Annotated in this window: 27 protein-coding genes and 1 pseudogene; 20 read left to right on the top strand and 8 right to left on the bottom strand. The window is 34.4% G+C overall.

All coding sequences use genetic code 11. The features are described from left to right. Window positions 1–9 precede the first annotated feature (9 nt). The 8 genes from AC22L0_RS10525 to AC22L0_RS10490 all read left to right on the top strand — a co-directional run bounded on the left by AC22L0_RS10525 (window position 10) and on the right by AC22L0_RS10490 (window position 7,194). Entirely contained in the window at window positions 10–852 is an 843-nt protein-coding gene (locus AC22L0_RS10525) for a peptidylprolyl isomerase PrsA (RefSeq protein WP_002101055.1), read from the top strand. Between the two features lie 321 nt (window positions 853–1,173). Next, the gene (locus AC22L0_RS10520; RefSeq protein WP_000038300.1) at window positions 1,174–2,913 is read left to right on the top strand and encodes a Xaa-Pro dipeptidyl-peptidase; all 1,740 of its coding nucleotides are present in this window, start codon (window positions 1,174–1,176) and stop codon (window positions 2,911–2,913) included. A 227-nt stretch (window positions 2,914–3,140) separates the two neighbouring features. Continuing rightward, entirely contained in the window at window positions 3,141–3,902 is a 762-nt protein-coding gene (locus tag AC22L0_RS10515; protein ID WP_000490928.1) for a class I SAM-dependent methyltransferase, read from the top strand. A gap of 101 nt (window positions 3,903–4,003) precedes the next feature. Continuing rightward, window positions 4,004–4,564, top strand: a complete 561-nt coding sequence (locus AC22L0_RS10510; protein ID WP_000767061.1) for an AAA family ATPase — start codon at window positions 4,004–4,006, stop codon at window positions 4,562–4,564. Between the two features lie 143 nt (window positions 4,565–4,707). Next, entirely contained in the window at window positions 4,708–4,971 is a 264-nt protein-coding gene (locus AC22L0_RS10505; RefSeq protein WP_000432429.1) for a hypothetical protein, read from the top strand. A 370-nt stretch (window positions 4,972–5,341) separates the two neighbouring features. After that, window positions 5,342–5,572 carry a hypothetical protein gene (locus tag AC22L0_RS10500; protein WP_000789031.1) on the top strand — a complete coding sequence of 77 codons (231 nt, stop codon included), beginning with the start codon at window positions 5,342–5,344 and terminating at the stop codon, window positions 5,570–5,572. A 537-nt stretch (window positions 5,573–6,109) separates the two neighbouring features. Then, a complete protein-coding gene (locus tag AC22L0_RS10495; RefSeq protein ID WP_000400681.1) occupies window positions 6,110–6,601 on the top strand; it encodes an ankyrin repeat domain-containing protein in 492 nt (163 codons plus the stop codon). Beyond that, on the top strand, window positions 6,598–7,194 hold the full coding sequence (locus AC22L0_RS10490) for a DJ-1/PfpI family protein (protein ID WP_000981432.1): 597 nt from the start codon (window positions 6,598–6,600) through the stop codon (window positions 7,192–7,194). Before AC22L0_RS10495 ends, AC22L0_RS10490 begins: the two co-directional genes overlap by 4 nt. Window positions 7,195–7,213: 19 nt before the next feature. On the opposite strand, the gene AC22L0_RS10485 is transcribed toward AC22L0_RS10490, so the two are convergent. Further along, the gene (locus AC22L0_RS10485) at window positions 7,214–8,140 is read right to left on the bottom strand and encodes an aldo/keto reductase (RefSeq protein ID WP_016110146.1); all 927 of its coding nucleotides are present in this window, start codon (window positions 8,138–8,140) and stop codon (window positions 7,214–7,216) included. 284 nt (window positions 8,141–8,424) lie between these two features. Between AC22L0_RS10485 and AC22L0_RS10480 the strand changes: the two genes are divergently transcribed. The 7 genes from AC22L0_RS10480 to dltD all read left to right on the top strand — a co-directional run bounded on the left by AC22L0_RS10480 (window position 8,425) and on the right by dltD (window position 15,433). After that, window positions 8,425–8,781, top strand: a complete 357-nt coding sequence (locus AC22L0_RS10480; protein ID WP_001228371.1) for an FtsB family cell division protein — start codon at window positions 8,425–8,427, stop codon at window positions 8,779–8,781. A 295-nt stretch (window positions 8,782–9,076) separates the two neighbouring features. Continuing rightward, entirely contained in the window at window positions 9,077–9,403 is a 327-nt protein-coding gene (locus AC22L0_RS10475; protein WP_000271312.1) for a DUF3870 domain-containing protein, read from the top strand. Window positions 9,404–9,589: 186 nt separating this feature from the next. Continuing rightward, window positions 9,590–10,651: a dipeptide epimerase gene (locus tag AC22L0_RS10470; RefSeq protein WP_001038457.1), complete on the top strand. Its 1,062-nt coding sequence runs from the start codon at window positions 9,590–9,592 to the stop codon at window positions 10,649–10,651. A 39-nt stretch (window positions 10,652–10,690) separates the two neighbouring features. Beyond that, on the top strand, window positions 10,691–11,692 hold the full coding sequence (locus AC22L0_RS10465; protein ID WP_000755430.1) for a C40 family peptidase: 1,002 nt from the start codon (window positions 10,691–10,693) through the stop codon (window positions 11,690–11,692). Window positions 11,693–11,711: 19 nt separating this feature from the next. After that, the gene (locus AC22L0_RS10460) at window positions 11,712–13,334 is read left to right on the top strand and encodes a peptide ABC transporter substrate-binding protein (RefSeq protein WP_000758258.1); all 1,623 of its coding nucleotides are present in this window, start codon (window positions 11,712–11,714) and stop codon (window positions 13,332–13,334) included. Between the two features lie 115 nt (window positions 13,335–13,449). Beyond that, window positions 13,450–13,983 carry a GNAT family N-acetyltransferase gene (locus AC22L0_RS10455; protein WP_000061613.1) on the top strand — a complete coding sequence of 178 codons (534 nt, stop codon included), beginning with the start codon at window positions 13,450–13,452 and terminating at the stop codon, window positions 13,981–13,983. Between the two features lie 268 nt (window positions 13,984–14,251). After that, on the top strand, window positions 14,252–15,433 hold the full coding sequence (dltD, locus tag AC22L0_RS10450) for a D-alanyl-lipoteichoic acid biosynthesis protein DltD (RefSeq protein ID WP_000782305.1): 1,182 nt from the start codon (window positions 14,252–14,254) through the stop codon (window positions 15,431–15,433). Window positions 15,434–15,473: 40 nt separating this feature from the next. Here dltD and AC22L0_RS10445 read toward each other — a convergent pair. From AC22L0_RS10445 to AC22L0_RS10435, 3 genes and pseudogenes are all read right to left on the bottom strand, one after another. Continuing rightward, window positions 15,474–15,697 (bottom strand): annotated as a pseudogene (locus AC22L0_RS10445) (hypothetical protein). Window positions 15,698–15,854: 157 nt separating this feature from the next. Beyond that, window positions 15,855–16,460: an undecaprenyl phosphate transporter UptA gene (gene uptA / locus AC22L0_RS10440; RefSeq protein ID WP_000952913.1), complete on the bottom strand. Its 606-nt coding sequence runs from the start codon at window positions 16,458–16,460 to the stop codon at window positions 15,855–15,857. A gap of 233 nt (window positions 16,461–16,693) precedes the next feature. Then, window positions 16,694–17,458, bottom strand: coding sequence for a DUF1836 domain-containing protein (locus AC22L0_RS10435; protein ID WP_000447231.1), 765 nt, complete (start codon window positions 17,456–17,458; stop codon window positions 16,694–16,696). 258 nt (window positions 17,459–17,716) lie between these two features. Between AC22L0_RS10435 and AC22L0_RS10430 the strand changes: the two genes are divergently transcribed. Together AC22L0_RS10430 and AC22L0_RS10425 are read left to right on the top strand one after the other, a co-directional pair. After that, the gene (locus tag AC22L0_RS10430; protein WP_487272260.1) at window positions 17,717–18,166 is read left to right on the top strand and encodes a hypothetical protein; all 450 of its coding nucleotides are present in this window, start codon (window positions 17,717–17,719) and stop codon (window positions 18,164–18,166) included. Then, entirely contained in the window at window positions 18,154–18,462 is a 309-nt protein-coding gene (locus AC22L0_RS10425) for a YxcD family protein (RefSeq protein WP_000447747.1), read from the top strand. The genes AC22L0_RS10430 and AC22L0_RS10425 overlap by 13 nt, the downstream gene beginning before the upstream one ends. A 24-nt stretch (window positions 18,463–18,486) precedes the next feature. Here AC22L0_RS10425 and AC22L0_RS10420 read toward each other — a convergent pair whose 3' ends face one another. From AC22L0_RS10420 to AC22L0_RS10405, 4 genes are all read right to left on the bottom strand, one after another. Beyond that, window positions 18,487–19,722, bottom strand: a complete 1,236-nt coding sequence (locus AC22L0_RS10420; RefSeq protein WP_087967016.1) for an NAD(P)/FAD-dependent oxidoreductase — start codon at window positions 19,720–19,722, stop codon at window positions 18,487–18,489. Next, window positions 19,719–20,051, bottom strand: a complete 333-nt coding sequence (locus tag AC22L0_RS10415) for a (2Fe-2S)-binding protein (RefSeq protein WP_016110142.1) — start codon at window positions 20,049–20,051, stop codon at window positions 19,719–19,721. The genes AC22L0_RS10420 and AC22L0_RS10415 overlap by 4 nt, the downstream gene beginning before the upstream one ends. Next, complete coding sequence (locus AC22L0_RS10410) at window positions 20,048–20,320, bottom strand: (2Fe-2S)-binding protein (RefSeq protein WP_000182619.1); 273 nt, start codon at window positions 20,318–20,320, stop codon at window positions 20,048–20,050. The genes AC22L0_RS10415 and AC22L0_RS10410 overlap by 4 nt, the downstream gene beginning before the upstream one ends. Before the next feature lie 109 nt (window positions 20,321–20,429). Then, window positions 20,430–22,091: a sigma-54 interaction domain-containing protein gene (locus AC22L0_RS10405; RefSeq protein WP_000395824.1), complete on the bottom strand. Its 1,662-nt coding sequence runs from the start codon at window positions 22,089–22,091 to the stop codon at window positions 20,430–20,432. Between the two features lie 180 nt (window positions 22,092–22,271). Between AC22L0_RS10405 and AC22L0_RS10400 the strand changes: the two genes are divergently transcribed. Genes AC22L0_RS10400 through AC22L0_RS10390 form a run of 3 tightly spaced genes read left to right on the top strand, consistent with a single transcriptional unit; the run spans window position 22,272 to window position 25,419 of the window. Continuing rightward, window positions 22,272–23,447: an NAD(P)/FAD-dependent oxidoreductase gene (locus AC22L0_RS10400; RefSeq protein ID WP_087967018.1), complete on the top strand. Its 1,176-nt coding sequence runs from the start codon at window positions 22,272–22,274 to the stop codon at window positions 23,445–23,447. Beyond that, a complete protein-coding gene (locus tag AC22L0_RS10395) occupies window positions 23,444–24,481 on the top strand; it encodes a proline racemase family protein (RefSeq protein ID WP_001257540.1) in 1,038 nt (345 codons plus the stop codon). Before AC22L0_RS10400 ends, AC22L0_RS10395 begins: the two co-directional genes overlap by 4 nt. After that, on the top strand, window positions 24,478–25,419 hold the full coding sequence (locus tag AC22L0_RS10390) for a proline racemase family protein (protein WP_016110140.1): 942 nt from the start codon (window positions 24,478–24,480) through the stop codon (window positions 25,417–25,419). The genes AC22L0_RS10395 and AC22L0_RS10390 overlap by 4 nt, the downstream gene beginning before the upstream one ends. Window positions 25,420–25,426 lie beyond the last annotated feature (7 nt).

Below are 25,426 nucleotides of genomic sequence, written 5' to 3'. Positions count from 1 at the left end.
TATTCAGATTTGAAAAGAAAGAAATTAGTAATTGGTAGCATTTTAATGGGGATGACGTTATCTTTATCTGCATGTGGTTCATCAGATAATATTGTAACGACAAAATCAGGAAGCATTTCAGAAAGTGATTTTAACAAAAAATTAAAAGAAAACTACGGTAAACAGAATTTATCTGAAATGGTAGTAGAAAAAGTATTAAATGATAAATATAAAGTTACGGATGAAGAGGTAACGAAACAACTAAAAGAATTAAAAGACAAGATGGGCGATAATTTTAATACATATATGGAATCTAATGGTGTGAAAAATGAAGATCAGTTGAAAGAGAAATTAAAGCTTACTTTTGCTTTTGAAAAAGCTATTAAAGCAACCGTAACGGAAAAAGATATTAAAGATCATTATAAGCCAAAGCTTCAAGTTAGCCATATTTTAGTAAAAGATGAAAAGACAGCAAAAGAAATTAAAGAAAAATTAAATAGTGGCGAAGATTTCGCGGCAGTGGCTAAACAATATTCAGAGGATCCAGGTTCTAAAGAAAAAGGTGGGGAACTATCTGAATTTGGACCTGGTATGATGGTGAAAGAATTTGAGGATGCTGCGTATAAGTTAGAAGTTGGTCAATTGAGTGAACCTGTTAAATCTTCTTTCGGATATCATATTATTAAGCTAACGGATAAAAAAGAGCTTAAACCGTATGAGGAAGAGAAAGAGAATATTCGTAAAGAATTAGAACAGCAACGTATACAAGATCCTCAATTCCATCAACAAGTTACTAGAGAACTGCTTAAAAATGCAGATATAAAGGTATCTGATAAAGACTTGAAAGATACCTTTAAAGAGTTAGAAAAATAATAAATGGAATGTAAGGCAAGCGATAGAAATATCGGTTGTCTTTTTCTCTATTTATCCCGCTATTTGCCGGGCAGTAAGACCCCACCTCAAAATTCAGCGAAAGCAAAGAAGTGGCCCTGCTGATCGTAAACGCCCAATTGGTGAGGGCTGATTAAAGTTTCACTTTATAAAGAAGGAGGAAGTGGGAAAATACTTTCATACCTGCATTAAATTTTACTTAATAAGAAATCTTTGAGTTTCTCAACTTTTATATAAAATAAAACTGAATTTTCAGTTATTTTGTTATATAGTAAAAGAGAACGAATAAGGGGAGGGAACATTTTGAGTAAAAAGAAAATGGCAATTACACTGTCAGCAATGCTATCTGCAACAATTATACCTAGCTTTACTATGGATGTGCATGCAGAGAAGAAGGAAGAGACTAAAAGTACAAAAATTGAATTAGAAAATGGGATGACAAAACCGATTTATTCTCTCGATGAAGCTATTATCGAAAATTTATATGTAGAGACAGAAGTTGATAGTGATCGAGACGGTAAGAAAGACAGAGTATCGATAAAAGTTATGCGTCCAAAGACAGATCCGAATGTGAAAGTTCCTGTTATTTATGAAATGAGTCCATATCGATCTGGATTAAAAGATGTTCCTGTATATAATGTAGATGAAGAATTGTATGCGTATGAAGGAAAACCGTATGGAGCGGTTAATCTTGGTTCGTATGGGAACTATTACGTGCCAAGAGGTTATGCAGTTATTCTAGGCGAAAGTATCGGTACTGGAAAATCAGATGGATGCCCTACAACTGGAGATGAACAAGAGATACTCGGGACAAAATCTGTTATTGATTGGGTAAACGGTCGCGCGAAAGCATTTACAGAACAGGGTGAGGAAGTTCAGGCAAATTGGTCTACAGGAAATGTAGGTATGACTGGAGTTTCCTATAATGGTACTTTACCAAATGCTGTTGCGACTACTGGAGTCGAAGGTTTAAAAACAATTATTCCAATCGCAGCAATTAGTAGTTGGTATGATTATTATCGTGCAAATGGTGCAGTCATTGCTCCAGGCGGATATCAAGGGGAAGATACAGATAATATGGCAGAAGCAGTACTGACAAGGGAAAACCCTGAAGTTTGCGGACAAGTTATAAAAGAGTTAACGGCTGGACAAGACCGAAAAACAGGTAATTATAATGATTTTTGGGATAAACGTAACTATGTAAAAGATGCTAAAAATGTAAAAGCGAGTGTATTTGTTGTTCATGGTTTAAACGATTGGAATGTTAAAACAAAACAGTTCGCGCAATGGTGGGAAGCACTTGGAGAAAATAATGTTCCGCGTAAAATGTGGCTACACCAAGGTGGTCATGGTGGGACATCAAGTAATAACTGGCAGCAAACACAAAATAAATGGTTAGATTATTGGTTGTACGGAATTGAAAATGGAATTATGGATGAACCAATGGTTGATGTGCAACGAGAAAATAAAACGTGGCAAAAGATAAAAAATTGGCCAGATCCAGCGGCTGTACCTTCAAAAATCCGTATGTATTTAAGTAATAAATCAGTCAATTTACCATTAAGTATGGGAGCGGCTAATAAAGTTTTCTCATTCTTAGATGATGCACAAATGAAATCAAACCAATTAGTAGCAAACCCAGAATTAGAAGTAGCAAATCGATTAGTATATACAATGCCTGTACTGCAAAAAGATACGCGTATAAGTGGTACACCAAAGATTTCAATTACAGGAAATATTGATCGATCTGTATCAAATTTAACAGCATTACTTGTTGACTATGGAGGAGCGAAGCCGGAAATCGTAACGAGAGGCTGGATGGATCCACAAAACTTAAAGAGTATAGAAAATTCAACAGCGATTCAACCGGGCAAAGATTATACATTTACATGGGACATGCAGCCAGATGATTATGTATTTAAAGCGGGGCATCAAATCGGAGTTGTTTTAATTGCAAGTGATTATGATTATACAATTAGGCCGAAAGCTGGCACGAAACTTACAGTGAAATTAAGTGAAGTGACATTGCCGATTGTGAAATAAATATTTTTTCTAAAGAGCTTACTAAAGTAAGCTCTTTAATTTGTAGTCTGAATTTTTAATTTTTATATTTCAAATTGGAAGGTTATGTAATACAATATCATTATATTCTATGGAAAGTGAGTGATATATTATGACAGTCAGCTCTTTCGAAATATCATTAAAATCAGAGGTGCAGGAAGATTAGTTGAATTGAAATCTTCCGTACGTAAAAACGGAGGAGAAAATAAATGTTTAGCTTTTATAGTACACTTTGTACAGAACTGTATGATTACACAAAACCAGTCGGTTATTCTTTAAATGGTGATATTGAGTATTACAAAAAACGGTTAAAAGATTGTAGAGGAAGAATCCTCGAAGCCGCAGTAGGTTCAGGACGTGTCATTATTCCGCTTCTAGAGGCTGGTTTTAAAGTGGATGGGATAGATTATTCACCTGAAATGCTAGATTCTTGCCGTAAGCGCTGTAAAGAGAGAGGCTTACATCCTAATTTATATGAAGGAAGCTTGCAACAATTTTCACTTCCGCATAAATATGACGCAATTATCATTCCTACTGGATCTTTTTGTTTAATTGAAAATCGTGTGGATTCTATAAATGCATTGAAATGTTTTTATGAACATCTTAATCCAGATGGACGATTAATCGTAGATATTATGCTTCCGTATGACTGGAAGACTGGGGAAATTCATACATCGACTTTCTCTTTGCCGAGTGGAGACGGAATCACATTAGAAAATAAATCAATTGAAATAGATTGGCTGAACCAAGTTACTGTATCATATTTGAAATATGAAAAGTGGAGTAAAGGACAGTTAGTACAAACAGAACTACAACGCTTTGCGCTGCGCTGGTATGGAATAGAAGAGTTTAAACTTCTTTTAGAAAGTATAGGTTTCTCTAATATTACGTGCTCTGCTGAATATGATTATGAAAAAGAACCGTCAAATGCAAATCAAATGATTACTTTTGAAGCTGTGCGAAAAGAATAGAACTAAAACTATGAATAAAAAATAAGGCAATCGATTTAAAATCGGCTGCCTTATTTTTTATTTTATGTAATGGTTTATAGAGAAAGATTGGAGGGAAATAAATGAAACTTATATTAATATTTGGCCCACAAGCAGTTGGAAAAATGACAGTGGGGCAAGAATTAGCAACATTAACCGGTTTAAAACTTTTTCATAACCACATGACAATTGATTTAGTAAGTCCAATTTTTGATTACAGTACGAAAGAAGCAAAAAGACTAGTAAGTTTATTTCGTAATGAAATATTTGAAGAAGTATCTAAAAGTGATTTATCTGGAATGATTTTTACGTATATATGGGCATTTGACCTCCAAGCGGATTGGGATTATATACATCATGTAGAAAGTATTTTTGAATCAAAAGGTGGGACAGTGCATTTTGTAGAGCTGGAAGCGGAATTAGATGAAAGATTAGAACGAAATAAAAGCCCGAATAGATTAGAACATAAACCGAAAAAAAGAGATATTGAGTGGTCTGAAAATAATTTGAAAGAAACGATGAAAAAGCATAGATTAAACTCTCTTCATGGTGAAATTGAAAAAGAAGAGTATATAAAAATTAATAACACGTATTTGAGTGCAAAAGAAGTAGCGGAAATGATTAAAGAGAAGTTTCAATTGTGAAATTTTTGAAGTCTATTTCGTTTTCGTTGTCCAAGCATTCTCCTACTAATTACATATACTATTTATGTTAAAGTCGGCTACTATTTTATATAGGGCTGTTATTTTCCTATAAATGCTATTTTAGTGAAGTGGGAGGAATCAATTTGGAAAACGTAGAACAAGATAGAATTGAAAATCAAGTGTATTCAAATCGTGTAGTAAGATCAGAATTTGATTCGAATTGGGAAACTTGTATATCAAAGAGTGGTTATGTAATTTATGTAGCAACAAGTAATAATGCTGAAGTAATAGTGCTTCTTGCAGATGGTTCAAGTAAATTATTAATTTTCGAAAAAGGCGGTAAAGTAGTAGTTGGTGGCGGTGGAACAAGTCATTACAGTAAGCCGCATATTGCAAGAAATATTTAAGATAGAACATGTTAATTAAGAAGAAGCTGGAAAACGGTTGTCATTCATGTTTAGGGCATGATAGACGAACCGTTTTTTATTTGTTTATAAATTTAGAAGAACTTCATTGATTACAAATACATCAGGATGAGCAGCGAAATTAGAAGAAAACTTGGTGGGTAATGGTACAAAATATTATGTAGGTTTGCAAGAATCTTATAAGCGATATAAAAAAGCATTTCCTATTTGGGGAAACACTACTTCTATGTTATAGTATAATAGTGTTTTTAGATGGTGCTATTTTAATATATTTATAATTTTGTTATGTATTATTTTTATATTAAATAAGCGTCTAAAGTATTTTTTGATATAAGGAGTAATAATTAGAGAAATGAAAAATATAGACTTTATACTAGAAAGTGATGAGGCATTAAAACCGTCTGAACGATTAGTACTATTATTATTAGAGAAGCATAGAATGCTATATACGAACGATCTATTGGCATTATCAAATTTATCATATAAAACATTAACAGATTCATTAACGGCGCTAGTTTTAAAATCGTATGTGTTAAAGGAAACGGGTAAGGGAAGAAGACAGAACTGCTATAGATTAGTATGATAAGGCAGCTGTTTTAGAGACTTTTACATATGTTTTTTCAATCGTAAGGTGGAAGTGTGTTTTTTGTTTTCAAACGAAAAAATTACTATAAGAGGGGTTAAGATAGTAGCGTTTCATTTTTGTAAATGTAATTATTTCATCATTGAAAATACAAAAATGAAATAAACAGTATAAAAAAGAAATAAAAAAACAATCCATTTTAAAAAGGGATTGTTTTTTTATTGGAATAATATTATTTGATATGTTGAAAGCATGAATAGCAGAATAGACATTACCTGTTTTATTTTATGCAAATGAACAAATATGATGAAAACTATGTGTATAGTTTTTTGCTTGCTTTTTCAGTAACTCTAATGAAATTATGGTCTTCATTGTTTAAAGGCAGTATTTTTAACATTATTGCTATTCAGCATTAAGCACAAAAAAGTAATATATATAATATTATTATGTAAACTTAAGATTTTAAAAGGAAAATATAATAATTAATAGAACATGTAGAAGGAGATGCTTAAATATTTTGAAGGATGGGAGATTATTATGGAGCATTTACAATCAATAGCACAAGCTGTTATAAGTGGTAATAAGGAAAAAGTAGTGAAGTTTATAAAGGCGAGTCCAAGCATTGTTAACGAATGTAGTGAAGATGGCTGGACACCACTTCATTTAGCAGCTTATTTTGGACAGAAAGAAATAGCGAGTTTTCTTTTAGAAAGCGGTGCAGATATACATAGTAGAGCGAAAAATGAAAATGAAAATACACCTTTGCAAGCGGCAATTGCGAACAAGCAAAGTGAACTTGTCGCTTTCTTAATTGAAAAAGGATCAGATGTAAATATTATGCAAAGTGGTGGCTGGACAGGACTCCACGAAGCAGCATTATTAGGAAATGAAGAAATAATTATGTTGCTCCTTAAAAATGGAGCTAATAAGATGATTAAGAAAAATGATGGGAAAACAGCGTATGATATTGCATTAGAAAAAGGATATAATCACCTTTTACATCATTTGAAACAGGAAGTGAACTTATGATGAATAAATGGAGTGTTGGTATATTTTTATTTAATGAAGTAGAAGTGTTAGACTTTGCAGGGCCATTTGAAGTTTTTTCTGTAACTGAGGTGAATGAAGAAAAAACATTTACTGTTTATACAGTTAGCGAGAATGGGGAAATGATTACAGCAAGGAATGGATTGAAGGTACAGCCAGATTATAGTATTGAAAATTTACCACCAGTGGATATTTTAATAATTCCGGGTGGGCTAGGTGCTAGAAAATATGAAATAAAAAATGAAATAGTAATAAAATGGATTCGCCAACAAATGAAAGAAGTAAAGCTGATGACTTCAGTTTGTACAGGAGCGCTATTACTGGCGAAAGCAGGTTTACTGGAAGGTTTAAAAGCAACAACACATTGGGCTAGTATTGAAAAGTTTAAAAATGAGTTTCAAAATGTTGAAGTTATAGAAAATGTAAAGTTTGTAGATGAAGGACATATTATAACATCTGCCGGAATTTCAGCTGGAATTAATATGGCATTTCATATTGTGAAAAACTTGTTAGGTGTGCATGTTGCGGAGGACACAGCGAAGCGAATGGAGTATGATATTAGTTTGCCAAATTAAAAAGCCCGGATTGGGCTTTTTATATTGAATGAATATAGTTAAGCTCTTCATCACTCAAAATAGGGCGAACAGATGCATTTGCATTTTCTTGTGCTTGTGTTCCTGTTTTTGCACCAGGAATTACAACACTTACTGCCGGATGAGAGAGTACATAGCGAAGTGCAAGTTGCCCTAGGGTCTGATTTTTATTTGAGAGCAGCCGAAGTTTCTCTACGGTTTGTAAGTCTTCTTGAAACCAAATTTCATTTGGCCAATCTTTGCGTAAATCTCCATCTGGAAAAATTGTTTTATTTGTGAATTTTCCAGTTAAAATGCCCATTTTTAATGGACCACGAATAACAGCTCCTAGATTTTTCTCTTGTAAGAATGGTAATATATCTTTTTCTGGTTTTCGATTTAATATATTGTAATCAAGTTGTACGATATCAATTTCGTTGTTGTTATTGAAATGATGAATGTATTGTAAATCATGAGTCGAAACACCGACTGCTCTTACTTTGCCATCACGTTTTAATATGTCAAATGCACGTAGAAATGCTTCTGTTTCTCTACGATTATGCCACCAAATATGACAAAAATAAAGATCAATATAATCTGTTTGAAGACGTTGTAAACTTGTTTCGAATACGGCGATGATTTTTTCGGGAGTATCATATACAGGAACTCCATTAGGGTCGTAGTGATGTCCGATTAAACCACCTTTCGTTGATAGGATAATATCATTACGATGTCCTTTAATCGCGGTAGCTACCAACTTTTCACTATGTCCTAAACCATACACATCCGCAGTATCAATAAAATTCACACCACACTCAATTGCTTTTTTTATAGCGGTTATAGATTGTTTATCGTTAACAGGTCCCCATTCATCACCACCGATTGCCCATGCGCCAAAACCTATTTCAGAAACAGTTATTCCAGTTTTACCTAATGTGCGGTAATGCATATTCCCCCTCCTTGTAAGCATGTTATAACATGGATATGTGGGGAAGGAATTTTGTGTGTGAAAAAACTCTTCTACAATAGTAGAAAAAGAATTACAGAAACTACTATTTTATAGCAGCATGTATAAAAAAAATCGGTGTAAATATGGAAATGTCGTCGAATGCTATCTTTAATTGGTTAATTTATGGGATATTTTTGTGAAGGAGTTTATTTTATAAGAATAGAATTTAGTTTAGTAAGAAAACGTGCCGATGGTAGTGAAAAATATGGGTTAGGGGGATTTGAATGAGGAAACTCGAGCGAGTAAATGTTCCTAATATACCAGAGCAATTATCACAACCTAGTGACAAGCGTAGGATAAATAAAAAGAAGTTAAGGCGACTTATTTTAATGGTCCTTTTTATTGCGGCAACTACTCTATATGTTCAATATATTTTAACGAAACAACAAGAAGTAATTGATAAAAAGAAAGATACGATTACGGATCAAAAGAAGCAATTAGTATCTTTAAAGAAAGATAAAGATTCTTTAAAGACTAACATAGAAAATTTAACAGACGATGAGGAAGAAATTTTGAAGTTAGCGAGAAAAGAGTATCAATTTTCTAAGTCAAATGAAACTATATTTGTGATGCCAAAGTAATAAAAACAGTTAGCCATTGAACTGCACCCCCAATTGTTAGACACCGTCTAACAATTGGGGGTGCAGTTTTTTATGTATGAATGTCATGGTACAAGGAACAATCACATATTGTAGAAATGAAGAGTTTAAGCTATTTTCATAAATATGGAATATGCACTAAAATAAATGTTGTTAAAATTCTGTCAATTATATTATAATACAAGGTAAGCGGATACATTTTTTAATCAACGTTGAGTTCCTCGCTCATACGACTATTAAGAAACCCGTTATCCTCGTATAAGAAAGGAAGATAGCTGTGTACGCCTCAAATACAATTTATATCGTAGGGGATGCGAAAGCACCTCAAAATAATCCCATTACTGAAAAGTTTAAAAGCTATTTCGTAGCATTTATACTTGTTAAGGATACAGGGGAAATTGTAGATGCAGACTGCTCAGCGACAATTGCATTAACATCTCAATTTGTTAAATATTTATTTCTACATAAAAATATAAATGACCCGGCGTTAGTAATGGAAGTAAAGAACCGATATTTCGGTTCTTCTCAAAAAGCGTTACTTGTAGCGCTAAAAGATGCACAGAAAAAATATAATCAGATTGCTGCTTTGTCTACTCAATCATAGACAAAATCCAGCCGTAAGAATCATTCTTATGGCTGGATTTTTTTATTTCACATTATCGTCCTACATCAAAAGTGAACGAAAACAAAGTAGAGAGATAGAAGAGTAAATGCCCAATAGGTTTACCTAATAATCCGTGGGTATAAATCTCCGGTGGATTAAAATTTCACTTCATTGGAGAATGAAAGGATGAACAAAATGAAAATTACAGATGTAAAAGTAAATCGTAGACGTGTAAAACTGCATACACCGTTTAAAACCGCGCTTCGTACTGTAACAGAAATTGAAAGTATAGATGTTTATATTCATACAGACGAAGGAGTGATTGGTAAGGGGGCTGCAGCCGCAACGCCAGTTATTACGGGGGATTTCACCAGCGGAATGGAAGAAGCGATTTTAGGACCGATGCGTTCATGTTTAATTGGTCAAAATATCATTCAGTTTCAGCAGTTACTACAGGGCATTCAAATGAGTTGTATTGGAAATTCAAGTGCCAAAGCAGCGGTAGATATCGCTTTATATGATGTATATTGCGAATATCAAAATGTGCCGTTATATGCATTGTTAGGCGGGAAGAAAGAAATTCATACCGATATTACAGTGAGTGTGGATGAGCCTGTATTAATGGCAAAAGAAGCGAAGAAACATATAGAAAAAGGATTTCAAACATTAAAGATTAAAGTGGGTAAAGAGGCGCATTTAGATTTGGAACGTATTGAGGCAATTCGAAATGTGGTACCAAGAAATACGATATTACGTTTAGATGCGAATCAAGGTTGGAGTCCAAAAGAAGCGGTCTCTATTATTCAAGAGATGGAAAATCGTAATTTAAATATAGAATTTATTGAACAACCAGTACACGCGAAAGATTGGGATGGGTTAAAGTATGTCAAAGATCGTGTGCAAACGCCAATTATGGCCGATGAAAGTATATTTTCAGCAAGTGACGCATTAAAGCTCGTTCAAGGAAGATATGCAGACTTCATTAATATTAAATTAATGAAATGTGGTGGTATACGTGAAGCATGGCGTATTGCAGATATCGCAGAAACAGCTGGTGTGAAGTGTATGGTGGGCAGCATGATGGAATCTTCACTTTCCGTTAGTGCTGTTGCGCATTTAGCGGCAGCGCATCCTAATATTCATTATTTTGATCTTGATGCACCGCTTTGGTTAATGGAAGAGCCAGAAGGAATGACTTATTCTGGATCAAAGGTAAACCTTCAATCGACAGTGAATAGTAAGTCTTAGGAGAAGAGACTAGTAAACTATCTTTTAAGGGGGATAAATATGAAAAAAGTAGGAACTGCATTTTTAACAACTTTATTTATATTTTCATCGTTTACATCGGCAAATGCTGAAGAAAAGAAGGATAATAAAGCATTTATAGATGTATCTGCTGCAACGTTATGGACAGTACCTGATTCATTAAGGCCAATCGATACACCGAGTACAACAAATCCAGTGGATCTATGGAAATGGACGAAATCAATGACACTTGACGAGAAACTATGGTTAACAAATGCAAATAAATTAGAAACACAAGCGTTACTCGGTCAAGAAGTAACTGTTATTGATAAGAAAGGCGAATGGGTGAAGGTATTAGTGCATGGACAGCCAACACCCCGAAATGAAGAAGGTTATCCGGGCTGGATGCCTGAAAAACAATTAACATATAATCAAGAATTTGCAGATAAAACAAATGAACCTTTTGTCTTAATAACCAAACCAACAGCGATTTTATATATAAACCCTTCTGAAAAACATAAATCGCTTGAAGTCAGTTATAATACAAGACTGCCGCTATTAAGTGAAGACACAATTTCATACCGTGTATTGTTGCCAAATGGGCAAAAAGCATGGATACGTAAAAATGATGGAACAGTTTACCAATCTCAAACTGATATTCCAACTCCGGCGGCCGATGATTTAATTAACACAGGGAAAATGTTTTTAGGATTACCGTATATATGGGCTGGTACAAGTGGTTTTGGATTTGATTGCTCTGGCTTCACGCATACGATCTATAAATCGCACGGCATTACAATTCCCCGAGATTCTGGACCGCAATCAAGAGCAGGAGTTGCAGTTGATAAAGAAAATCTACAAAAAGGAGATTTAATTTTCTTTGCACATGATCAAGGGAAAGGTAGTGTCCATCACGTCGCAATGTATATTGGTGATGGCAATATGATTCACTCACCAAGAGCTGAAAGATCGGTAGAGATTATACCGCTAAATACACCAGGATATATAGAAGAATACGCTGGTGCTCGTCGTTACTTACCTTAAAAATAGAGGGGGTTTTTAAATGAAAAAAGTTGTTCGTTACTCATTAGTTAGTACTCTATTAGTTTCTTCATTTTTAGTTGGCTGCGCAAAAGAAAAAACTGCAACAAAGCCCAAAGATGAGAAGAAAGTATTACAGTTACTAGAAACGGGTGAAATTCCGTCGTTAAATTCAGGGAAAGTAACAGATGCAGTCTCGTTTAACGTTTTGAATAACGTAATGGAAGGACTATTTCGTCTATCGAAAAATGATGAAGTAATTGAAGCCGGCGCACAAAAATATGAAGTGAGTAAAGATGGAAAGACATATACATTCCAATTGCATGATGCGAAATGGTCTAACGGAGATCCAGTAACCGCCCATGATTACGTATACGCTTGGAAGCAATTGATTAATCCAGATACAGCTTCTCAATATGCATACATTGCGTACGATGTAAAAAATGCTGAGAAGATAAATAAAAAACAACTAGGTCTAGATGAATTAGGAGTAAAAGCGAAGGATGATAAAACATTCGTCGTAGAGCTAGAACATCCTGTACCGTATTTTACGAAATTATTAATTTTACCATCCTTCTATCCAATTAACGAAAAATATGCGAAAGAGCAAGGTGATAAATATGGATTAGAAGCAAATAAAGCGGTATATAATGGACCGTTTACATTATCAGAGTGGAAGCATGAAGCTAGCTTTACAATGAAGAAAAACGATAAGTATTGGGATAAAAAAGAAGTGAAGTTAGATGAAGTAAACTATCAAATTGTAAAAGAAATTTCAACTGCGGTAAATTTATATGAAACAGATAAAGTTGATAGAGCTGTTATTTCTACAGAATTCGTAGATAAATATAAAAATAATAAAGAGCTAAAACAATATACAGATCCAGTTATGTACTTCTTCCGATTTAATGAAAATGTACCGATTCTTAAAAATAAAAATGCACGTCTTGCGCTAAGTACAGTTTTTGATAAGAAGGGACTCGCAGATTCATTTTTAAATGATGGATCGGTTGCAGCGAACTATTACGTACCAAAAGGATTTTTAAAGGGCCCAGATAAGAAAGATTTTAGAAGTACGTCTGGTGAGTTTAATAAGACAAATGTAAAACAGGCGAAGGAATATTGGGAGAAAGCAAAACAAGAGACAGGTACAAATGAAGTGACTTTAGAATTATTAAATTATGACTTAGAAAACTTTAAAAAAGTTGGAGAGTACATTAAAGAGCAGCTTGAGAAAAACTTACCAGGATTAAAAGTGAATGTGAAATTACAGCCGCATACGCAAAAATTAGCACTTGAGAAGAAGAAAGAATATGAAATGTCGTTATCACGCTGGTTACCAGATTATCCAGATCCAATGACTTACTTAGAAGTATTCCTTTCTGGAAGCAGTGTTAATAATACAGAATATGCAAATCCAGAATATGATGCATTAATTAAGAAGATTAAAACAGAATTAGGTAATGATGAAAAGGCTCGCTGGAAAGCAATGCAAGATGCTGAAAAAATGCTACTTGATGATGCAGTAATTGCACCGGTATTCCAGCGTGGATTATCTTACTTACAAAAACCATATGTGAAAGATTTATATGTACATCAATTTGGTCCAGCTACAAGTTTAAAATGGGCAGATTTACAAAAATAAAAGAATGGGGAAACAGACTTCACGTATGTGATAGTCTGTTTTTTCTTATTTAAAGTTAGAAAAATAGTTCATGGTATAATTTATTAGTCTGTAAACAGTATTTGGAGGGAAAATGATGTCTATGTTTGAAGAAGAGAAAGTAATTTATACAAAAAGATTATTTATGAGGAAACCAATTGTAGAAGATATTGATCAGTTTTATAACATATTAAAAAAAGATACTGTTGGCAAATGGCTGGCTAAATCAAGAGGAATGTCGAAGGAAGAAACAAATGATTATATTGGGCAACTTATCTTACATTGGGAACAGTATGACTTCGGGGTATGGTTGTTATTTAATAGTGAAACAGGAAAGCTTTTAGGACATTGTGGTTTAAGAAAGGTAGATGAAACAGGTGAAATAGAAATTATGTATCTTCTTGACCCAGAACATTGGAGGAATGGGTATGCATTAGAAGCAGCAGAGGCTTCCATTAAATATGCAATAGAGACTTTGAATGTAACAAGAATAATTGCTAGAGTTAAAGTAGCAAATGAGAGCTCGAAAAAACTTTTACGAAAGCTCGGGTTTATATATACTCATGAAGTTGATCATAGCGGGCGCTTATTATCATATTTTGAACTCCATACATCATCCAAAGAATTCTAGACATTTCATATATTTTTTCATTGTTAAAAAATAAAATTATTACTAAAATTCCAGTGTGAAATTTATGTAGAATCTTGTATAATTAACATGTTTCTATGGAAACATTTTCTTGCGCTATTTATATAGGGCTTAATAGAACAAGGAAGGAAATACATACATGTATATAATAGATAAATAGAATGGAACATGTATAGAGACAAAGGAGAGAAAAGATGACGTGTCAAAAACAAGGGTTACAATTTAATAACGATAGAAAGAGGGACAGAAGATGAAAATGAAGCATGCTTTTGGTCCTATAATTTTAGCGTGTGTGCTTTTTTTCATTATCATTCTAATCCCATCGAAAAGTTTAGTATCGCTTATTAGTGATAAGAAGGTAGAAGATGCGGCAACTTCTTTACAAAAAGAGAAATTACAAAGTGTTTTCTTACAGCAAAAAATGTTAGAGAATTCACAGTATTTACCGATGTACGGTTCATCAGAATTTTTACGAATGGATGCATATCATCCGTCTAATTATTTCAAAGTAAATCCAGCTGGTTTTACACCGTTTTTAATTGGAACTGGTGGTACACAAAGTTTAGCTCATATTTTAAATATGACATCTACTATGGATGAATTAGAAGGTAAAAAAGTAGTGTTTGTTCTTTCACCACAATGGTTTACAAAGACTGGTGTATCACAAGGGGATTTCACTAATAATTTCTCCAAACAACAAGCATATCATTTTATTTTTAATGATGAGATAAATCCAGGAATGAAGAAGCAAATCGCGAAACGGCTATTAGATTATAAAGTTGTTCAAGAAGATGATATATTAAAAAATTCATTAGAAGGTATTGTATATAATGATACGAAACATAACATAAAAGCAGGTTTAGTTAAACCACTTGCTTATATGCATCGAAATATTTTAGATCATAGAGATTTATTTAACTCTTTATTTAAAATCGAACCGATGAAAGAGAAAACAAATATCGGACTTCGTTCAATTTCTTGGGAAGACGCACGTAAACACGCAGAACAAGAAGGGAAAGCAGAGTCTACTACAAATACATTCGGAATTGAAAATCCGTATTATCATAAAAATAATCTGAAGAAAAAACTAAAAGGTTTAAAAAACTTTAGAGCAAATGAAACATATGATGAATCACCAGAATACGATGATTTACAAATTATTTTAGATTTATTTAAAGAGAAAAATGTCAAACCACTCTTTATTTCTGTACCTGTAAATGGGCCTTGGTATGATTATACTGGCTTCCCGAAAGAACGCCGTGAAGTGTATTATAAAAAAGTTCGAGAGCAGGTTGAGAAAGCAGGATATCCAGTAGTTGATTTCTCTGGTCATGAATATGATAAGTATTTCTTAAAAGATACGATTCATTTAGGCTGGAAAGGTTGGATTTATTTTGATGAAGCAGTGCAAAAATTTAATTCTGAGAAATAAAGTATAGAAATCGGAATGGCTATGAGCCGTTCCGATTTTTTTAGTATAGAGGATTTTGGTGAGGACAATTTGGGAATGCATGTATATCTTGAATCTGTCTATAATCATAATGTTTCATTGCGAACTGGGCTTGATAAGGTATTCATACACATATAATTGATCATCATGCGCTGAACATAATACACCAGAAGTTCCTTGCCCGTTCATGAAAGAAATGCCGATAGGACGTCCGATTAAGTATTGTATTTTTTGCTGCCAATGCATAGGGGAATCACTCCTTTTTGAGATAATATACGAAAGAAATGATTGAATGGTTGCTTATCCATATAAATGTAGATGGAAAGGTGTTATATAATTCCTGAAGATTAATATAAATAAAAAACCGCTATAATTCTGAATTTATAGCGGCTTTTTTATATTCTTAAGCAAGATTTTTACGCTTTTTTGTCCATTTTTTTATAACGAAGTATAAAAGTATAAGTACGACGCCACCAATTGCGAATGATTTCACATACGGACCAGCAATATCGTTAATATTTTCCCAATTTTCACCTAGTTTTTCACCTAAATAAATGAAAATAATAGACCAAGGGATAATCGCAAGTGCTGTTAGTGTAGTGAAACGTAGTAAAGGCATTTTTGTAATACCAGCAGGAATTGAAATCGCATGACGCACTACTGGAATGAAGCGTGCTGTAAAAATGACACCAGTTCCGTAACGATTAAACCAATCTTCTGCAGCGTCTATTTGCTTTTTATGTATGAAAATATATTTTCCATAACGTTCTAATATAGGGCGTCCACCATATCGTCCAAGCCAATAAATAAAGATTTGGGCAATAACACCGCCAATTGTACCGAATACAACTGCGCCTATAAATGAGATACTTCCATTGAATACTAAGTATCCTGCATAAGCAAGGACAATTTCACTTGGGATAATCTCAATCATAAGTCCAAGCATAATGCCCCAATAACCTAATCCTTCAAAAAACGTTAATACTGAATGAATAAAACTACTTAACATTGTTGCACCTTCTAGTTTATGAATTTTTGATTATAAGAACCTTTTATTTAATCGCATAAAAGGTTCACCATATGTAGATTATACCTTATTTGCATAGGGGATTGCTATTTCAATTCTTTTATGTCTCTCATAAGTATTATAGTAAAGTATATAAGCCACGTTTTCATGAAGGGTTAATGAAAAGATTATTAAAAATTTCTCATAAAAAATAGAAGCATTTCTGCTCCTATTTTTTAAGGCTTGACATCTAAGTTCTGTAAAAATAAAGTTGCTGTTACGTAACGCTTTGCTAACATTTGTACATAAGCGGTATGTACAGAAAGGGTCGCAATAATAATAGCGTTACGAATTGCTTCGCGTTGTTCGTTATTAATTTGATCGAACTTACTTGCGATTTTATCAGCTTTTTCTTTTACGATGTTTTCAATTGTATGAACGGTATCTGTTGCATTTAATTGTAAGCAATTCCCTTGATTGAGTTCTTCAAATAAAGAAGAGTATGCTACATATAAATGAACAGGATTGATTAAATCATCACTTCGATCGGCTGGGTCATTTACAATAAGGCGTAATAGCTTACGAATGGATTCAAAATCAAGTGCTGTTTTTAAATCTTCGACAATAAATAGTAAGGCTGCTTGTTCAATTGAATATTTTTTCCCTTTTTGAGGAGAGCCAATCATTTCTTTTATATCTCGTTTCACCCAGTTTTGCATAGCAGTTACAGAGAAACTTGTGTTTTCAATCTGATTGCCAAGCGCAACTATTTCATTTAAAGAAAAACCGACATCAGTATCGTCAATTTTAATCAGCTTTTCAAAAATAGGTGAAAGTGCGGTAGTAATAAAAGCTGTAACGCTTTGTCCGCTTTCAATATCTTTTTTATGTGACTTTGCCCAAGCTTCTTGTAAAATACCGAGAGGCTTTTTCGTATTCCATCCTCTTAGTGATAGAAGAAGGGTAGCCATTTCGTTTCGTGTGAGATGAAATGTTTCCATCTTTTCACCTCCAAAATAATAAAAAGTTCTTATGAACTTATAATATGTTTTGTTTCATTTAAAGTCAATTCTGTTTTGCTTAATTTTTCCTTTGTGACCAAACTGTTGAAAGTAAATAATACTTGCATATTTCGATAAAAGTTCATATAATAAGTTCATAAGAACCTTTAAAATGTTCTTAAAAACAAATCTATCATTCTGAATTTACTAGAAAGATAGATTTCACATATATCTATATAAAAGGAGAATGGATATAATATGTTGAAAAAACTTGTAGCAGTAATGACAGCATTCATGGTTATCTTTGGGGCTAGCAGCTTTATGTTCGTAGATCATGCAGCAGCGAAAAGTTACAAATCTGGTAAAAAATCATTTACACCAAGTTCAGGTCAAAAGCCAAAAGTTGATTTAAACAAAAAAGACTCAAATGTAAATTCTCAAAAAACGACTCCAGATTCAAAAACGAAAGCAACAAACACGGCACCAAAAAGTAATAAAGGAAGCTTTATGAAAGGTTTATTACTAGGTGGTCTTGGTGGTTTACTAATGGGTAGCTTATTTGCAAATATGGGAGCTCTTGGTTCTGTATTAGCATTTATGGTAAATATGTTAGTAATGGCTGGTATCGTAATGTTAGCAGTTCGTGCATTTAAATACTTCAAAGACCAACGTAAGAAGAAGGCAGATGAAGTAGCATGGAAACAATAAAAATTTCTGAACAAGAGCTTATAAATGCGCTTTGTATATATATCGCTGAAAAAAGACAAGTGGGTCCAGAAGAAGTATTAGTTGAACTCATGTATGATGACGACTACGGTTTCTCTGCGGAAGTAGAGGTAAATGGTCGCCAGCAAATTTTAATTCAAGCAAACTTAATCGAAGCTTTACGCTTATTGCTTGACAGAGAATATAATGTCAATCCATTCGCAGCGAGATTACAACTTGAATTAGATGATGAAGAAGGCATTTACGCATTAGCGAAATTTAATAACTCAGATGAGTAGAGAAGAGAGCTGTTGAGAATAATCTCAGCAGCTCTTTTTAGTATGTGCATATGTAGATGAGTAATCACGCCAAATTTCATTCATCTTTCGTCTACCGATATCTACCATCGGATTAAACTGAATTGCAGATTTCTGACGAACAAAGTGAACGTTTTGAATGGCGTGAGATAATTGTTGGTCGACTATATCACGTTTTTTGCTTGCATATTTAGCAATAGATAGACCTGCAACTGTTCCTTGCGCCATCGCAATTTTTCCGCTTTCAATGCCTGTAATATTGCCAGCTACAAATAAACCAGGAAGAGGAGTTTCCATTGTTTCGGAATGGAGAGGAACGTGTCCACCTAATTCTGAAATGTAATGGAAGGGACAACCAGCTACAGCTGCAAGTTCGGCAAGTGGGTATAATCCCCCGGCAATACAAACAAAATCTGCTTCATATATTTTCTCTGATCCATTAATAACATTTCCTTTAGAGTCAATATTAGCAACACGTACACCTTCAACTTGATCTGTTCCGATAATTTCAAGAGCTGCTTTCCGAAGGTGAAGTGGCGTTCCGTTTATTTTCATTCCGCTGTTTGGATAGAATGTTAATCCAGCTTTTCGAACCCAATCATATTTCATAAAGTGGCTACCTATTCGCAAAATAGCAGAAGGAGCGAGATGTGCTGCATTTAAAAGAGAGTTTAAAACTTCTTCAGGTTCACCAGCTTTTTGACTTAACTCGCTTTTCTCAGGGAGTACAATATGATCCACTGTAATTCCCGCTAATTGCAATTCACTTAAAATGGCGAAAGACAAAATGTTAGCACCAATAATAATTCCTTTTTTTCCAACTTGCACGCGATGAACATTTGTCATAACTTGAGCTGCTCCAATTGACATCACTCCTGGAAGTGTCCAGCCAGGAAGGGGGATAGAATATTCCGCAGCTCCAGTAGCAAGTAGTACGAAAGGTGCTTCTAACGTACCGATATTAGTATGTACAAACCAATTGTTTTCATCTCTATCTAAATTATAGACCGAAACACCGCACCTGATATGTACTGAAAGTGATGCTGCTTCTTCATGAAGTCGCTTCGATTCTTTTATTCCGTTCCACCATTCTCCAGTAGGCTCTTGATGCAACTGTCCTAACAATCTCCCGCCCGGCTTCATAAATTCATCAATAACGAGCACTTTTATTCCGAAACGAGCACAAGAAATAGAAGCAGATAATCCCGCTGGCCCTGCACCAATAATAATTACATCACTCATCGTTTTTTCACCATCTCTCTCACGATATTCGGATGCTGTTTCCCGCTTTCAACAACCATGTTTTCTTCTACAACAGTTAAGCATGCGCGTACATTTGTTTGATTATTTACTGTCATGCGGCATTCGGAACAGTGCCCGATATTACAATAAATACCTCGCGGTGTTCCGCTATCTTCATGAACTCTTACTGTCCTAATTCCATTTGCTAACAGGGCAGCAGCTATCGTTTCATGTTCATATGCTTCGTATTGATGACCGTTAAATTGAAAGGTAATACGCTTACTACTTTGTAAAGTGCCTAAAATAGGGTGATGTGTAATTCTACTCATTTACTTTCACCTACCGATCCAAAAGTAACTGCACGTATTGGTGGTTGATATTTTAACGGTAGTTCATTAAGAGTTACGTCAGGATTCGCATTTTCAATCATTCGATCTATCATTATTCTGCATGTGCGACCACCGCAAAATCCCATGCCAGCACGTGTTCTTAGTTTTAATTCTCTTGCCGAGCAGTTATATTCAGCAATTGTCGATTGAAGTTGCCCATATGTAACCTCTTCACAACGACAAACGATTAAGTTGTTTTTATTTGTCATGTGTATTCCTCCTCTAGTTCGGTTTTCACAAATTATATATGCAAAAATCATGCCAATATAGAGGAGGAGAGGGCTATCTGTAAATGCCTGATCGGTGCATACTGCTTCTTTATTGAAGTCCAAGTTTCTTTAAACGGTTATATAAAGTAGCCCTTGTTACACCAAGTTGTTTTGCGCATTCTAATTTATTCCCATTTAAAATTCGTAAAGCCCTTTCAATAACTTTTTTCTCATGCTCATCCATCTCTTCTTGTAAAGAAAGGATTGTATTATTGTTGCTGAGTAATAGGGAATGGGCTGTATGGTTGTCTAAAGTTTCAGTCGTATGAAATGGTAAATATTCTTGTTTTATAATTCCGTCTGTTGCGAATACCACAAGCCGTTCAACAACGTTTCGAAGTTCGCGAATATTACCTGGCCAATTGTAATGAAGCAGTTCATGCATAATGCTTGAAGGTAAGTCACGAATTGGTCTGTTATAGTTGATTGAAAAATCGTTTAAGAAAGAATAGGTTAATTCAATAATATCCTCGCGTCTTTCGCGCAGCGGTGGAATCTGCAAGCTAACTACATTTAAGCGGTAATATAAATCTTCTCGGAAAGTTCCTTTTCTCATTTCTTCTTGTAAATCACGATTTGTAGCAGCGATAATACGGAAATCAATATTAATTTCTTTTTCACCACCAACTCGGTAATACTTTCGCTCTTGCAGTACACGTAACAGTTTTACTTGCATATCAAGTGGCATTTCACCTATTTCATCAAGAAATAAAGTACCGCCTTGCGCGAGTTCAATTTTACCTTTTTTTCCTTTACTATTTGCTCCAGAAAACGCCCCACGCTCGTAACCGAATAATTCACTTTCAAATAATGCTTCTGGAATTGCCCCGCAGTTAATCGAAATGAAAGGCGCCTTCGCTGCTTCACTTGCTTCATGAATTGCTTTCGCAAATACTTCTTTTCCAACTCCGCTTTCCCCAAGTATTAAAACAGTTGATTTCACCGAACAAACTTTTCTAGCTAATTGTATCGTTCTTTGTATAACAGGACTTTTTCCATTCATCGCAAGGAATGGATCGGATTCATCTTTATACTTTGCCACTTCTTGTTCTAAACGGTGCATTTCATGTGACATATTAAATAGTTTTTCATTTAAAGCGACTTGATTTGTAACATCTGTTTCTGAAACGACTGCTCCTATAATTTCATCATTACAATAAACTGGATTTGAATTAATTAATACGAATAAATCGGGGCGAGGCTGATGGAACTGAGCGACTATGCTTTTTCCATCATGTAAAGATTGTAAAATTTCCAAGTCTTTATAATCAAAAAAACGAGTAATCGGTTGCCCAATAATCTCATTATGGTTGACTGAAAATATTTTTTCAGCACCATCTGTCCAAGTTCGAACGCATTCTTTACTATCAATTACTGTAACAGAAGAGTCAGTTGTTTGTATTACAGTGTCATAAAATGACTGTAGTTCATTGTAGGACTTATAAAGAAATGGAATCATTTGCTGAGAAGTTATACAGCATATCGGCTCATCGTTTTCGTTAAGGATGATAACAGCTAATTCATAAGAAAAAGCGTCAATTAATGCAGTGAATGAGTCATCTACATAAATAATTGCGCAATTATATTCTTCTGTAGTAGAAGGGAGGTAATAAAACCTTTCGTTTATTTTCTTAATGCGATCAAGGCTACATGTATGATTGATTAAAACGCTTTCCAAAAATTCTTGTATAGTCGGAAATGAGAATTCCATAATGTCCTCCTGTTATGTATAAAAATTTTGACAGTGATAAAAAAATAATACACCTATTTACTATGAATTTAAAATATTTTTACAAATAAAAATATTTTTTATAAAAATTGTATATGTACAGAATTGGCACGTCAATTGCATAAAAAGAAAGTGAGAGGGCTAGGAAAGGAGGAGTATATTGTGAGGCACTGCGACGTTTTAATTATAGGTGGTGGAATAATAGGGTGTTCTATCGCTTATTACACTTCAAAATACGGAAGAGACGTAACAATCATTGAAAAAGGGGAATTTGTCAGCGGGACGTCTTCACGGTGTGATGGGAATATTTTGGCCATTGATAAAGACCCGGGATTTGATAGTCAAATGTCTTTAGTAAGTCAAAAATTAGTAACTGATTTAAGTGAAGAATTAGAGCATTCATTTGAATATAGGGCACCAGGAAGTATTCTCGTATGTGAGTCAGACGAAGAGATGGAAGCTGCGCAGCAATGGGTAAATCGGCAACAAGAAGCTGGATTACCGTTTCGAATGCTTGATAGGCAAGATATAAGGGAAGAGTCGCCTTTTTTTGCTGATGATTTATTAGGCGGTTTAGAATGTGCGACGGATTCAACTGTGAATCCATATCTCCTTGCTTTCTCGCTTCTGTCAGAGGCACAAAAGTTTGGCGCAAAAGCTTTTAAGCAGACGGAAGTAAAGAGTATGGAAATAGAGACGGATGGTTCATTTGTTGTAGAAACTACGAATGGAACTTTTACAGCAAAACAAGTTGTAAATGCAGCCGGTGTGTGGGCTCCTAAGATTGGTCAGATGTTAAATATAAATATACCAATTGAACCGAGAAAAGGGCATATTATTGTAGCTTCAAGGCAACAACACGTAGGATGCCGTAAAGTAATGGAATTCGGTTATTTAATTTCTAAATTTGGCGGAAAACGAAAAGTGGATGCTTTAACTGAAAAATACGGGGTTGCGCTCGTATTTGAGCCTACTGAAAGTCAAAATTTCTTAATTGGTAGTAGTCGTGAATTTGTAGGATTTCATACGAGGATAAATAATGAAGTCATTAAATGTATCGCAAATAGAGCAATTCGCTTTTATCCGAAAATGGCAGATATGATGGTAATTCGTTTTTACGCTGGTTTACGTCCGTGGACAGAAGATCATTTACCGATTATTTCACGAGTGGAACATATTCCGAATTATTTCATTGCCGCTGGACATGAAGGTGATGGGATTAGTCTTGCAGCAGTTACTGGAAAAGTAATTGAAGAGTTATTAAATGAAAAAGAGACAATTATTCCTATTGAACCACTTCGTTTGAGTCGTTTTACAGAAAGGGTGTTAAACGGATGAGGTCACAAAGAGTCTTTACGACGATTGATACACACACAGGTGGGAATCCAACGAGGACATTAATTAGTGGACTTCCAAAGTTGATTGGAGAGACGATGGCAGAGAAGATGTTACATATGAAAAAGGAGTATGATTGGATTCGAAAATTGTTAATGAATGAACCGCGTGGTCATGATGTAATGTCAGGAGCATTATTAACAGACCCATGTCATCCTGAGGCTGATATAGGTGTTATATACATAGAGACAGGTGGATATTTACCGATGTGTGGTCACGATACAATCGGTGTATGTACAGCGTTAGTTGAATCAGGTTTAATTCCGGTAGTTGAACCGATTACTTCTTTAAAACTAGATACACCGGCTGGCTTAGTTGAAGTAGATATTGCTGTTCAAGATGGAAAAGCAAAAGAAGTATCTTTCTGTAACATACCAGCTTTTTTATTGAAAAATATTACTGTACAAGTGAAAGACATTGGGACTATAGAGGCTGATATTGCGTATGGAGGGAATTTTTATGCCATTATTGATGCGAAATCAGTAGATCTAGAATTAGTACCAGAAAATGCATCTACAATCATCGATAAGGCGATTCATATAAGAAACACAATTAATGAGAAGTTTGAAATCACTCATCCAGAGTATTCGTTTATAAGAGGATTAACACATGTTGAATTTTATACAGATCCTACTCATGAATGTGCGCATGTGAAAAATACAGTTGTTGTACCACCAGGCGGAATAGATCGATCTCCATGCGGTACAGGAACATCTGCGAAGCTAGCTGTATTATACGCTCAGAAAGAAATCGAAATTGGTGAAGAGTTCATTCATGAGAGTATCGTTGGTTCTTTATTTAAAGGATATGTCATGAATACGACACATGTTGAAAATATTGAAGCTGTCATAACGAAAATTACGGGATCAGCTTGGCTTATGGGTATGCATAGATTTTTTTACAATGAAATGGATCCACTTAAAGAAGGATTTTTGCTAATTCCGCCGATGGAACATGAAACGGAGGATATAAAATGAACATTCAAAAAATGTATACAGCAGTAGACGTACATGTAAATGGCGAGGCATTTCGTGTAATGAAAGACGTACCATGCAAATACTACTACAGTTTGGAGCAATTAAATGAACAATTTTCAGGTGAATTAGCAGAAGAGATGAAGCTTTTATTAAATGAACCACGTGGTTTTATCGGTTTGAATGGGTGTATTGTCGTTCCATCTATCTATAACGAAGTGGATGCAGCTGTATTATTTTTTAATCATGAAGGTTCGGTTCCGCTTCATTATGGAGGCATTGTTGCAGTAATAACGATGTTACTCGAAAGTGGGTATTTAAAAAAGAGAGAGTCCAATCAATACAAAATTGAAACGTTATCTGGAATATTTTTAGTTCATGCGTATGTAGAGAATGATGAAGTTATATCGGTTTCGTTTGAAAGCAAACTATGCTATATGATTGAGGAAAATTTACAGGTTGGTAATGTAAGTTATTCTCTCATACAAGCAGATAAAGTATATGCAGTTGTAGAGAAAGGTGCGTATTCGCCAGAAATTCGCATGGAAAACATTTCTGAATTGAAAAGATGGGGAGAAGCTACACTACAGACTATACAAAAACAGTCGCTAATAAAAAGGCTTATTTTAGTAGATCCTTCGCAAAAAGAAAAGAACCATATAAAATCGATTACATTTCATGAAGATAACTTTATCGTACATTCGCCAGGTTTTGTTTCTACTATTGTTTCCTATGTTCATGCGTTATTTAAAAATGATTATATGGCGGATAAACCTTTTAAAAATGAAAGTATATTTAATAGTTTTATAACTGTGGAGAAAGTGAAGAAGGAGGAACTAGGATACATTTTCCGTTTTGAAAGTAGAGGGTTTATTACAGGGATGCAGACGTTTCTATTAGACCCTACGGATCCGTTTCCGGCAGGTTTCTTATTAAAATAAAATGTGA

The organism is Bacillus sp. LQ01 (assembly GCF_057624735.1).
Note: the sequence above shows the minus strand (reverse complement) of the source record. Positions and strands in the feature narration are given on the sequence as shown.

Coding starts and splice junctions, on each gene's coding strand:
- AC22L0_RS10510 (WP_000767061.1), top strand. CDS start 4,004: ATGAAACTTATATTAATATTTGGCCCACAAGCAGTTGGAAAAATGACA.
- AC22L0_RS10490 (WP_000981432.1), top strand. CDS start 6,598: ATGATGAATAAATGGAGTGTTGGTATATTTTTATTTAATGAAGTAGAA.
- AC22L0_RS10485 (WP_016110146.1), bottom strand. CDS start 8,140: ATGCATTACCGCACATTAGGTAAAACTGGAATAACTGTTTCTGAAATA.
- AC22L0_RS10465 (WP_000755430.1), top strand. CDS start 10,691: ATGAAAAAAGTAGGAACTGCATTTTTAACAACTTTATTTATATTTTCA.
- AC22L0_RS10420 (WP_087967016.1), bottom strand. CDS start 19,722: ATGAGTGATGTAATTATTATTGGTGCAGGGCCAGCGGGATTATCTGCT.
- AC22L0_RS10430 (WP_487272260.1), top strand. CDS start 17,717: ATGTTGAAAAAACTTGTAGCAGTAATGACAGCATTCATGGTTATCTTT.
- AC22L0_RS10395 (WP_001257540.1), top strand. CDS start 23,444: ATGAGGTCACAAAGAGTCTTTACGACGATTGATACACACACAGGTGGG.
- AC22L0_RS10410 (WP_000182619.1), bottom strand. CDS start 20,320: ATGACAAATAAAAACAACTTAATCGTTTGTCGTTGTGAAGAGGTTACA.
- AC22L0_RS10390 (WP_016110140.1), top strand. CDS start 24,478: ATGAACATTCAAAAAATGTATACAGCAGTAGACGTACATGTAAATGGC.
- AC22L0_RS10460 (WP_000758258.1), top strand. CDS start 11,712: ATGAAAAAAGTTGTTCGTTACTCATTAGTTAGTACTCTATTAGTTTCT.
- AC22L0_RS10435 (WP_000447231.1), bottom strand. CDS start 17,458: ATGGAAACATTTCATCTCACACGAAACGAAATGGCTACCCTTCTTCTA.
- AC22L0_RS10495 (WP_000400681.1), top strand. CDS start 6,110: ATGGAGCATTTACAATCAATAGCACAAGCTGTTATAAGTGGTAATAAG.
- AC22L0_RS10425 (WP_000447747.1), top strand. CDS start 18,154: ATGGAAACAATAAAAATTTCTGAACAAGAGCTTATAAATGCGCTTTGT.
- uptA (WP_000952913.1), bottom strand. CDS start 16,460: ATGTTAAGTAGTTTTATTCATTCAGTATTAACGTTTTTTGAAGGATTA.
- AC22L0_RS10415 (WP_016110142.1), bottom strand. CDS start 20,051: ATGAGTAGAATTACACATCACCCTATTTTAGGCACTTTACAAAGTAGT.
- dltD (WP_000782305.1), top strand. CDS start 14,252: ATGAAAATGAAGCATGCTTTTGGTCCTATAATTTTAGCGTGTGTGCTT.
- AC22L0_RS10470 (WP_001038457.1), top strand. CDS start 9,590: ATGAACAAAATGAAAATTACAGATGTAAAAGTAAATCGTAGACGTGTA.
- AC22L0_RS10480 (WP_001228371.1), top strand. CDS start 8,425: ATGAGGAAACTCGAGCGAGTAAATGTTCCTAATATACCAGAGCAATTA.
- AC22L0_RS10455 (WP_000061613.1), top strand. CDS start 13,450: ATGTCTATGTTTGAAGAAGAGAAAGTAATTTATACAAAAAGATTATTT.
- AC22L0_RS10500 (WP_000789031.1), top strand. CDS start 5,342: ATGAAAAATATAGACTTTATACTAGAAAGTGATGAGGCATTAAAACCG.
- AC22L0_RS10405 (WP_000395824.1), bottom strand. CDS start 22,091: ATGGAATTCTCATTTCCGACTATACAAGAATTTTTGGAAAGCGTTTTA.
- AC22L0_RS10515 (WP_000490928.1), top strand. CDS start 3,141: ATGTTTAGCTTTTATAGTACACTTTGTACAGAACTGTATGATTACACA.